We start from the raw sequence: 10,459 nt of genomic DNA, 5'->3' as shown, positions 1-10,459 counted from the left end.
CGGCTCGCAGGTGCCGATGAAGCGCCCCGGCCAGCCCGCCGAGCTCGCCGCCGTGTACGTGATGCTCGCGTCCGACGAGGCGAGCTACGTGTCCGGCGCGACCGTGGCCGTGACAGGCGGCAAGCCGATCATCGGAGGCGCCGGGCCTTGGACAGCTGCACGATTGTTCGGTGTCGGTCAACCGGTCCATTGGGACGGCGCGAAATTTCATCGCACGTCTCCGCCGGCGTCGGTCGCCAAGGTCCGACGAATTGCGCTTTGCGACGCGGACGCTGATGGAACGTCGATTGCTGCGAAGCAGTAAAGACAAAGCTACCGAGCGGACGATATGCCTTCCAAGCAACAGATAATTGAGCAGCGAATCGAGGTGTGAGAAGGCCAAATCACCGAGAAGATGTCGCGCGAGACGTTTCGTTCACGCTTCATGGCACGATTTTACGATCCCACGTTTCGCGTCGAAGACGAGTCGCTTGCCCGGCTCGAAGCAATCGCCTGGGACGCACATTCTAATGCACGAAAGTCCCCAATCACCATGAAGGCGGGCACTCGTAGACAACGCGTCGGCGCGCAACGACCACACGTGCCCGGGAGAAATGCCAAAGAGCTTCAGGCTGGCAAAGCTCGCGCAGGAGACGCTGGAACGGGCATCCTTCGAGGCGGATCTTCTCGACCTCTCGCAAATCACCTCTGACCGTGACCTTCATATTTATCCTTGCAAAGGCTGCGTATCGACGGCAATGCCGCTCTGTCACTGGCCATGCAGTTGCTATCCGAACCACTCGCTCGGCATGGTCAACGACTGGATGAACGAAATCTACGAACGCTTCGCCGCTTGCCATGGCGTCATTTTCGTCACACCTGTGTATTGGTATCAGGTAAGCAGCCCGCTGAAACTGATGATGGATCATCTCGTCTGCCCGGACGGAGGTAACCCCGATCCGACCTCTACACACGGCAAAGACCCGGCCGAGGCCAAGCACCTCGAGTTTGACGGCTGTGACTACCCCAAGCATCTGGCGGGCCGGGCTTATGGCATCGTGGTACACGGGGATGTTGCTGGCATTGAAGGCTCGCGGCGCGCGCTGACGGACTGGCTCGATTGGATGGGTCTCGTGGGGTCGGGCGCAAAGTCGCGACTTGATCGTTTCATTGGCTACTATGAGCCCTACGCTACGAGTCACGCGAGCCCTGACCGCGACACCGCTTTGCAAAGGGAGGTCGCGAACGTCGCGGAAGCTGTCGTCACTTCGGTGCAGCAGGTCCGCGCGGGGCAGACAGAGCCCGACCGCGATCTCGATACGCCGCGGGCGAGATAGCTGCTCTAAAGCGCCGGCGACTCAACCTTCGACGGGAGACGATGCTTACGAAGGTGCTTTGCTGGCCTGCCTGCTGGGCTGGAGCAGCCACGAACCATAGGCTATTCCCTGCCACGCAATGCCCGAACTTCGACGGTGAATATTGAGCGGGTGAAGATCTCCAGTAGCTCATGTGAATCAGAGCGTTCGGGGACGGCGACGCGCGCGCTCACCGCCGACGACCTGCAGCGACCGATTCCTTGCAATCGCAATGTGCCAGGGACCAATCAGGGAACAGGCCGTCGTTGCGCCTCGAAGCAAGTAGCACAAACAGACAGCTTCGTCGCTATGCGCTCACATCTAGCTTCACTTTGAGCCAGCCCGGTTCTCGCTTATCGAAAGCGTTGTAGGCGTCGATGACATTCATCATTGGCTCACGGTTCGTGAGCACGATGAGAGGGTCGAACGCACCGCTGCGGACGCGTTCCACAAGCCCAGGGATGATCGACCGATGGTTGCAGTTGCCCATCTTGAGCGTAAGATTTTTGTTCATCGCCGCGCCGAGCGGGAAACACCGATCATTAGGCGGATAAACGCCGATCACTCCTAGCGTGCCCGCTTTCGCGAGAGATGCCACCGCCCAATCGAGGGCCTGCGTAGGCGCGTCGCCAGGTATCCAGTTGGCCCCATCCTCCTCACGCTTCGGCGTGACTTGTCGGCTCTCTTCCTCGCCCCGGCGTGCCATATCCGTCGATGCTGCCGCCCCTCCTTGTGCGTGCTGTGCGTCGACGCCGACAGCATCAATTGCTCGGTCCGCTCCGATTCCGCCCGTTAGTGTCAGAATCGCTTCGACGGGGTCCTCCTCGTCGAAATTGACGATCTCCGCACCCTGCTGGCGCGCAGTCTCGAGCCGGTCTGCTAGCCGGTCGATGACGATCACACGCCCTGCGCCAAGAAGCCAAGCGCTCGCAACCGCGAATTGGCCCACCGGTCCCGCGCCGAATACTACAACCGTGTCGCCGCTCCCCACTTCCGCGAGTTGTGCGCCAAAATAACCAGTCGGAAAGATGTCGGACATGAGAATCGCACGGTCGTCATCGATGCCGTCCGGCAGCTTTACGAGACTGGCATGTGCAAAGGGAGTGCGCGCGTACTCGGCCTGCAGTCCGTTAATCGGGCCAGTCGACTTGGGGCCGCCGAAGAACGCCGTGCCAGCGCGGGCGCCGTTCGGATTCGCGTTATCGCATTGGGCGGTGTAGCCGAAGCGGCAATAGGAGCAGAACCCGCAGGAAATCGTCGATGGAATTAGGACGCGATCTCCCCGCCTCAGGTTGCGCACGCCACGGCCCACTTCCTCGATCACGCCCACACCCTCGTGCCCGAGGATCGTCCCGGCCTGCATACCGCCCAACGTGCCCCGGATCACATGCAGGTCGGTACCGCATATGGCGCTGGAAGTAAGGCGAACGACCGCATCGCTGTCGGACTCCACGCTCGGGTCGGGGACGTTGTCGAGCGAGATTTTGCCTATCTCGTGAAAAACGACTGCTTTCATCGGAGCACTCCTTCGGTTAGTCGGTCCGCTTCGCTCGCAGCAAAGACCGAGCCTGTGAAATGCCGCTGGTAAAAACGCCGTGACTCCCCTGGCACCTCAAGGACCGACTTTTACAGCAGCAGGGGGAGCGCAAAATCCTGTTCACCCTAATAGCCGGTCACAACAGTAGCCTGCGCTTTTCTGCGTGGCTGGACCGCCACTAGACTGCTAACATGAGTGGATCCTTCGCTGGGCCGCTCTATGTCACGCCGCTGACGGGTCACGGAATTTTGCTCTCGGCTCGTGAGGCTGTTCGCGGGGTTCCGCGCCATGAGTTGGTTGAGGGTAACTCCATACTCGCGCATTTTCTACGCGATTTCGCGCGGCACGTTCTGGTCTCCCGCTCTTTAGCTTCGGCCAGCTGTCTATCCAACGCCTCTTGCTGCGCCCGCCGCTGAGCGATGTCAACGCTTTGATATGCCTTGGCTTTATTGGAAATGCGCCTGTCTTCAACGACTGTTAGAATGAGCGCTTGAAATCTTGTGATATGCAGACATGGGCTTCGAACAACTCGCTGCATTGAAGCAGCGGCTCGCGCGACAAGCTAAGACCGCCCCGAAGACGGAGGCTGCGCCAAAACAGCCACCTGCGGCGGCCACTTCCACAGCGCCAGTAGCCCCCGTTGTTCACACGATTGGCAAGCTACAAAGGCGTTTCCCCCGTGCTTTCCCGCAAAAACCCGCGCCCAAGGTAGCCTTGAAGGTAGGCATTATGGACGACCTCTTAAAGCACGCGGTAGACCTTCGACTCTCAGAGCGCGAATTGAAGGATGCCATCAAGGCGTGGTGCCGAGGAAGTCGTTACTGGAGTTGCCTTGTCGAAGGTGCGCCGCGAGTTGACCTGACGGGCGATCCAATGGGAAACGTGACTGCCGGTGACGCTGGTCGCGCGCGGCAACTCGAAGCAAAGCGCTCGGCTCACACAAAGTCGCCGGCCTCCACAAGCTTGAAGTCGGACGCATAAGCGGACGTCTTGGCAACGAATGCCTCTCGGGCGCGAGCCGAGGCAGAGAATTCGTTCCCGACCCTGGCAGCGAGTTCAGGGACTTGACCGCCGGATTTCCTGTTCGCACCTCACGATAGCTACCAAATCGATCTTCGTCAGAACAACTGTGGGGACGGGCGATTTGTGCCACAGCGTCTTCCAAATTGGCCCCTTGCCGTCAGACACCGAGTCCACTTCCAACGCCGTGGCGATTCGGCCTATAGCCTCACTCGCAACGCACCAGCGAGAGCATGAGCCAGATCAAGCGCGTCTTAGTTTGACGGACATTGAATGCTCCACCCAAGGTGGGGCGCGACTTATGATGAAGAGCCGTGCCAAACTTGCCGAGCACCATTCCGCCCAACCAGGCCCCGCAACCGCAACCGCAACTCTGCTTGCCTATGCCCGACCAACGGTCGCTTCCGACGCGATTCGCAGACCGGCGTCCGGGGCAGCGCGATCTCCTGAAAATCGATCTGCCGATTCTGGTACAAAACTTGCGTAGGATCGCATGCACTTTTATGCGTAAAGGCCCTCGTCCTGCCACGCCGCAGTTACGAGCATGTGCCGGTTACGCCCGGCCGCGCTACGGGCCAAAATGAAGGAGACGGCCATGGAATCACTCGATTGGCTGGAACTCTTCTCGTTTAGCATGTCGCCGCTCGAGATCATGCTGCGCGGTACGTTTATGTACTGGCTGCTCTTTCTTCTTTTTCGCTTCGTCGCGAGGCGGGACATCGGCTCCGTTGGCATCGCCGACCTGCTTATTATCGTCATCGTCGCAGACGCCGCACAAAATGGAATGGCCGGCGACGCCGATAGCTTGGTTGACGCCGGCCTGCTAGTCACAACTCTCATAGCGTGGAACCGTCTTCTCGACGCTGCGGCCTTTTATTGGCCGGCGTTCAACCGATTCGCGAATGCCAAGAAGGTTCTCCTCGTTTCGCACGGACGAAAGCTGCACGATAATATGCGTCGGGAGGCGATAACCGATGAGGAACTCGATGCCAAGCTAAGAGAGAATGGTGCGAGCTCGCTTGAAGAGGTGGAGCGGATGTACCTCGAGTCGGATGGCCAGATTAGCGTCATAAGAAAGAAGTGATGGCGCATGCGTTGACCTTCCGGCGGCCCCTCGATCTTGCGGCTGCGGTGCGATGCCATACGCGGCGATGTTTCGGGCGTCACAGCGCACACGCCCACTATCGCGAGCGCGGTAGCCGCACGCTGAAAACAGTTTCTGTTACGTCGGAGCGCGCTTGCAGCGTGCCGCCGTGGGCCTCGGCAATCTCCCGTGCAATGTACAGTCCGAGCCCGAGGTGACTCTCGGCAGCATAGTTGTGCTCATTCTCTACGCCACGGTTAAGCGGGTCAAAGATACGGTCCAACGTACACGGCTCGATAATGGGCCCGCTGTTTTTCACCTCAAAACAAACCTCTGCCGCCATTCCCCTGAGTACCACACGCACCGGCCTGTCGGACGCCCCATATCTGAACGCGTTGAGAACCAGATTGCCGAGCAGCTGCTGGAGGCGGCGGCCATCCCACACACCGGTCGAGTCGCCGACGACCTCCAGATCGACGCGGTGATCCGGGTGCGCTGCGCGCAGTAGGTCCAGTTCCTCGGCAAACTGCTTCGCGAGGTCTACGCTGCCCGGCGCGATCGCAATGCCCAAGCCGAGATTAGCTCGATTGAAATCGAGCATATCGTCCAAGAGCGCCTGCATGCGGGAGCCGCTATTGATCAACCGGCGCGCGGCTTCAGAAATTTTCTCTCCATTATTCAGTGCCGACAGATATACGGCTGTCATCTGGATCGCTTGAAGCGGACTGCGCATGTCGTGCCCGAGCATGCCGAGGAACAGGTTACGGGCTTGTTCTACATGTGCGCTGTAATAGCCGACCGATTCTGCGAGTGCTTGGTCGATAGCCTCGTTAAATCGGATCATGTCATCCAAGTCCGGAGCGGTCGGATCGCACTCGTCAATCCAAAGCCGAAGTACGCTGGCGCGTAAGGCGCGATACTCCGCCGCCAGTTGGTTGATGTTAAAGCCATTTCGCGCCCGAAGAACGGCGTGCGTTTGCGCCGCGGTAGCAGGGGCGCCAATCAGTTTAGGGCCCCGCCCCATCGATTTTTCGGCTTGGGCTTTCCTTGTCTGCGGGGTCCCTAAATCCTTTACCACGGCCTCCAAGATGTGTTGCGCATCGTTCCGCAACTCCAGTGATTTTAGATTCTCTGCGGCTGGCAACAGCGTCGCCGCGAACGCCTCCCATTGCGCGAGAATCGAATCCATATCACGAAGTATGAACTCCCCAAGTCGCATGTCGATTCCTCTTGAGCGGCACAGAGCCGATCACCTCCGTCGCCTGGATAGAGCGGAGCTCGTATGAAAACGCGATGCGCGCCAAGCGGCTGACTATCAGGAGAGTGGCGGCGCCTCTCTAGACTCAGTCCGCCTCATTGACACCTTGCGCCGATTCCAAATTCACGAACCATCGGGACACGCTATTGGTGGGTCACCGATCCCGATTAGGATCGTCATCCATCGGCTAGGCGCTATGCCCATTACGGCTCCAGCAGCTGCCGATGGTCAATCTCCGCCATTGCATACCGGAGTGCAAACTTGCGCGCCTCAAGGGAGCAAAGAACGTGACCCAAGACAACGGAAGCCCGCTGTATGCCGTCCGGTCTCCGCAGAATCCGCATCGACGCGTACAACCGCTCTTCGAACGCGGCGAGTGGAATAACGACGTACCCGTGATAGATGATTTCAGGGCTCTCCACATCGCCCGCCCGCCTGGGATTCGTGTGACTTTGTAAACTGCGCAACACCGGTCAGCGCAAATCAATTGTCCGCCCCTAAAATTCGAATGGCTCTCCGGACGAACCCGAACGCCCGGCTGTCAACGGCCAAATATGCGTCGTCGCGAAGGAGAAGGAGTACGTGCGGGAACGATCAGGGTTGCCCTATGTAGATTGCCTTTCCTGGTTATGCGTTACAATCGACCTCCCCACCACCGGTGGGTGACAGGGCCGTCTAATCACTGGCTACTTCGGTGGAAAGGCGACGGCAGGGGCGCTCGGAACATGCACGCCATCGACCTGTCTTTTCCCAGCCTTTGCGCATGGGAATAGTGACTTTCACAACGCCCCCAAGAGGCGAATAATGGTCTCACGGCGCATCTCGCAGGGCCTACGACGTTCTCGACTGCCTTGCTTTGGCTTGGCCAACGGGGACAGCGATGCTGACGGAGATGTCGGCTTGCCCAATCACTTCGAGAACATGTACAGAGACTATTGGTCAGGAAGACGGCCGCGAAGAGTCGCAGGTTCATCGACGAGAGTGCCCTACCAGCAAACTGCCCTGCCTGGCGATCTCGACGCGTATCAACGCTACTTCGAGCAAAAACAGGGGCAACGCAGCCGGCACGACCGACTGATCACAGTGGGCATAGCGTTGCTGCTCGCCGCACTGATCCTGTTTGGCGTCGTTGGCGTCGTGGAATCAACTTTCCCTACCTTGACGCGGTGACATTGCGTCCTGCAGAAAGTTGATCGCCGACGCGTCGCGAAGGGTCACTGGCGCAACCGCCAACAATTGCAGCATGTGCCGCAAACCGATCGGATCGCGATAAGGACGGTCGCCGCTCACTCAGGGCGGTCGATTATTCCATTCAAGACATTTTCTGCCTGTGGAGAAGTGTTAAGCCAGTCCTCCGCGGCGGGCCTCGACCACTCGCCACCTTGCGGGCGCGACGGTAACGCGATCGGGTCCAAGACCGACGTGGCGGGACGTCCGGGATTGCGATACACCGGGTGCGCGGCGAATGGCACTTGGCCACCGCAACGAACGGTCGGAGTTGGCTTACGCTTGATGAGCGACGACGCGCGAAGGGGTTTAACAAGACCGCAGCCGGTCGCCAGTTCAGTGTGGGACGAACGGTGTTGCGAATGATTCTTTCTAAGATGCTCAATTGCGATCCGGGTGTGGTGGAGTTGAACACTATGTCTGACGACCACGTTCTTGTGACGGTCCCTCACGAAAACCGGACCGTCATGTTTGCTGTTTCGTATGTGGGCATCTAGGTGGTAATCGCGGCCAGTGCTGGAAAGGTGGGAATAGGACTCGTGGACTCGAGGGGCCCGTCTTCGTCGCAACCGAATGGGGCGTCCGACGCCGTGGAAGTACGTTAAGTTTTCTTAGCGCATCATCGTCTTGATAGCTCTGTGTTGGGCCGACTACTGCCAGCAGTATCGGTCCCTGATCGTTGTTCAGTCGTTCGTAGCATGAGCGCGAACTCTTGTCCCAGTTTTGCTGGCGCACTTTTATTTTTGGCAAGTAACGGCCACCATTTCGCTCCGCCGCCTGCGGCGCCTACTTTCTCTCTTTTCCTCTCGAAGCGCCTCCATCCACTTGGACATTCCAGTGGGTCGCGTATGCGTCGCCACCGCGTGACGGGGTGCGTTTGCAAGCGCTGAGTTTCCCAATCACGTTCGACGAAGCCAGTTTGAGCCCGTCGCTGCGACATTTCTTCAACAACAAGTGGCTCTATCCCTACGAGTCGCTCATCTCGTCTCGGAGCGAGGCCAGTGAACCTACTGGAAGTGCGCCCTCCGCTCAGTCGGCGGCATTCCACGAGGTGTCGGCTGGTAGGAGACCAGGGTTGAAATCTGTCCCGGCGCCTGGCGCGAGGCCTGCACGAGCCGAGCGCTCGTCGATATGGGACATCCGCGGCGGCCGGAATAGAGTCCCGTCCTGGGCTGTTTCTTCTCTTGAGGGCCCGTGAATGACCCGTGGTGTCACTGGCACCTGTAAATTGATACACGTCGCCACTGAGGAATTTATACACCTCGACGAAGGGATAATGGCCGCTTTGAGCGGCGATGGTCTCGTACGAGGGATACATGCAGATTAGGATATTGCACACGCAGGGCAAGAGCCTTCGCGCCATTGCCTGTGAGGTCGGCTGCTCAGTCAACACAGTGAGGAAGTACCTGGCGGCGCAGGACGCAACGAGATTCTCGCCCCCCGCTACGCCACGTGAGTCGATACTGAGCCCGTTTGAAGGGTATCTACAGGAACGGATCGCGGCAGCGGCACCGGACTGGATCCCGGCGACGGGTACTGTGGCGCGGGATCCAGTCAACGGGATTCGCCGTTGGTGAGCGCATCGTGCGCAAGTTCGTTGCCACGCTGCGGCCTGTCCCAACCTGCTGACCCACTGGTGCGATTCGAGACGGCTGCAGGCGACCAGATGCAGGCAGACTGGGTCGAGTTCCGGCGTCGCAAGGGAGCGAACCTGTTCGCGTTCGTCGCCACCTGGGCTACAGCGGGGACCTACGTCGAATTCGTTTCCGACAGTCTGCCGCCGCCGCAGCCGGCATTGTTGCCGGCAACGACACCGGCAAGCGAGCAAGCGCTGCGCGATGGACCGATCTCGGATACCCGTCAAGCACCAAACTCGCCGCCGGCTGCTGCCGGTAGAGGCCATGTGAAAACGCAAAACTACTCGGTTTTCGGGTGCCCCTTTACCCTTTCCAACGCACTGCCAAGCCAATACAGCGCGATCTGAAGGGTCGCCCTTCTCGAACCTCGCACACGGCCTCGGTCGTTTCAATACGCCTTCTTCATTCCGCTGCCCGAGCCGGATGAATCCGTCCCGCCCTTTTGTTTCTGCGAGGAGGACGGGCTGCTCATGTTGTTGGAACCCGCAGCTCCCGAAGGCGAGCCCGTCACGCCGTTCGCGTTAGGGGTTCCCACGCCGGTGCCGCCCTGCCCCGCACCAGCGCCTCCCGCAGCGCCGCCACCCGCACCCCCCGCGCCTGCACCGCCGCCACCGGCACCGGCACCGCCGCCCCCCCCTCCGCCTGCGCCTTGCGCATAGGCGGCACCCGATAAGCTCAGAATCAACGCCGTAATCAGTAACTTCTTCATTGCAGTCTCCCTTTTCATCGGTGCGCGTCAAGTTGCGTGCGAAAGGCACGCAAGCCCGCACCTTCGGAACCGCAATTGGCGTTCCGCGACCGGCACTTAAAGCGTCGTCCGGGGGGCCGCACAAAGCCCTTTAGGCCAATCCACGCGTGGGAACTGCGCAGTGGGCCGACAGACTTTACGGCAATAATTGCTCGACGCAGCCGGTGCTGCGGACGATGATCCGTCTTTTCTTCAGGTGATCACGATCCAAACGTAGCGTGATGTCGCAGGCTTCAAGGGACGTCGGTAGCCTGCAATAGAGTAGGCATTCGTATCGCGGTGGCGCAAGCCGCAACGGCATCGTGCACACGGTCCTTCAGGATGATACCCACGCCGAGAAATTTTGCGAAGAATTGAGGCACTTGTGCTTTTATCTACGTATCCGCGGTCGGTGAGTAAGACCAGCGCGACCATCGTTGGTCGCGGGCAACATCATATACAGCGCTCGTGCTTCTCACCTGGCCGATGCCCGAATCGTCCAACATAGCGAAGGAATCGCCGAATATTCGCCACTGCCTGAAGCGCGGCCGTGCAGACGTCTGCCCCAGTTGCTCGGCGAGCGCCGTACCGCGATTCTCGGCTTAGTTCCCGGACGGTCAGTTGAAACTCCCCCA

The 10,459-nt window shown here is 59.6% G+C and carries 8 protein-coding genes and 2 pseudogenes; 7 read left to right on the top strand and 3 right to left on the bottom strand.

Features of this window, described 5'->3' with window-relative positions; genetic code table 11:
• Window positions 1–133 (top strand): annotated as a pseudogene (locus BG61_RS44910) (SDR family oxidoreductase); the annotation flags it as partial.
• Window positions 134–394: 261 nt separating this feature from the next.
• Window positions 395–1,316 (top strand): annotated as a pseudogene (locus BG61_RS36770) (flavodoxin family protein).
• 325 nt (window positions 1,317–1,641) lie between these two features.
• On the opposite strand, the gene BG61_RS36765 reads toward BG61_RS36770, so the two are convergent.
• On the bottom strand, window positions 1,642–2,850 hold the full coding sequence (locus BG61_RS36765; RefSeq protein ID WP_035943036.1) for a zinc-dependent alcohol dehydrogenase: 1,209 nt from the start codon (window positions 2,848–2,850) through the stop codon (window positions 1,642–1,644).
• A gap of 534 nt (window positions 2,851–3,384) precedes the next feature.
• On the opposite strand from BG61_RS36765, the gene BG61_RS40985 reads away from it, so the two are divergent.
• The gene (locus BG61_RS40985) at window positions 3,385–3,852 is read left to right on the top strand and encodes a ProQ/FinO family protein (RefSeq protein ID WP_075584313.1); all 468 of its coding nucleotides are present in this window, start codon (window positions 3,385–3,387) and stop codon (window positions 3,850–3,852) included.
• Between the two features lie 634 nt (window positions 3,853–4,486).
• Window positions 4,487–4,975: a DUF421 domain-containing protein gene (locus tag BG61_RS36760; RefSeq protein WP_035943033.1), complete on the top strand. Its 489-nt coding sequence runs from the start codon at window positions 4,487–4,489 to the stop codon at window positions 4,973–4,975.
• 97 nt (window positions 4,976–5,072) lie between these two features.
• Here the strand turns inward: BG61_RS36760 and BG61_RS36755 are convergent, their stop codons facing one another.
• Entirely contained in the window at window positions 5,073–6,194 is a 1,122-nt protein-coding gene (locus BG61_RS36755) for a sensor histidine kinase (RefSeq protein WP_035943031.1), read from the bottom strand.
• A 1,020-nt stretch (window positions 6,195–7,214) separates the two neighbouring features.
• Between BG61_RS36755 and BG61_RS36745 the strand changes: the two genes are divergently transcribed.
• The 3 genes from BG61_RS36745 (at window position 7,215) to BG61_RS44475 (ending at window position 9,444) form a co-directional block, all read left to right on the top strand.
• Window positions 7,215–7,403, top strand: a complete 189-nt coding sequence (locus BG61_RS36745; protein ID WP_035943025.1) for a hypothetical protein — start codon at window positions 7,215–7,217, stop codon at window positions 7,401–7,403.
• Between the two features lie 1,352 nt (window positions 7,404–8,755).
• The gene (locus tag BG61_RS44480) at window positions 8,756–9,037 is read left to right on the top strand and encodes a helix-turn-helix domain-containing protein (RefSeq protein ID WP_338152277.1); all 282 of its coding nucleotides are present in this window, start codon (window positions 8,756–8,758) and stop codon (window positions 9,035–9,037) included.
• 89 nt (window positions 9,038–9,126) lie between these two features.
• Window positions 9,127–9,444, top strand: a complete 318-nt coding sequence (locus tag BG61_RS44475; RefSeq protein WP_233469244.1) for a hypothetical protein — start codon at window positions 9,127–9,129, stop codon at window positions 9,442–9,444.
• Between the two features lie 41 nt (window positions 9,445–9,485).
• Here BG61_RS44475 and BG61_RS43090 read toward each other — a convergent pair whose 3' ends face one another.
• Window positions 9,486–9,806 carry a hypothetical protein gene (locus BG61_RS43090; RefSeq protein WP_161783731.1) on the bottom strand — a complete coding sequence of 107 codons (321 nt, stop codon included), beginning with the start codon at window positions 9,804–9,806 and terminating at the stop codon, window positions 9,486–9,488.
• Window positions 9,807–10,459: the final 653 nt, after the last annotated feature.

Origin of the sequence: Caballeronia glathei (genome assembly GCF_000698595.1) — a bacterium.
Classification (GTDB): Bacteria; Pseudomonadota; Gammaproteobacteria; order Burkholderiales; family Burkholderiaceae; genus Caballeronia; species Caballeronia glathei.
The sequence above is the reverse complement of the archived record's forward strand: the minus strand, read 5'-3'. Positions and strand labels throughout refer to the sequence as shown.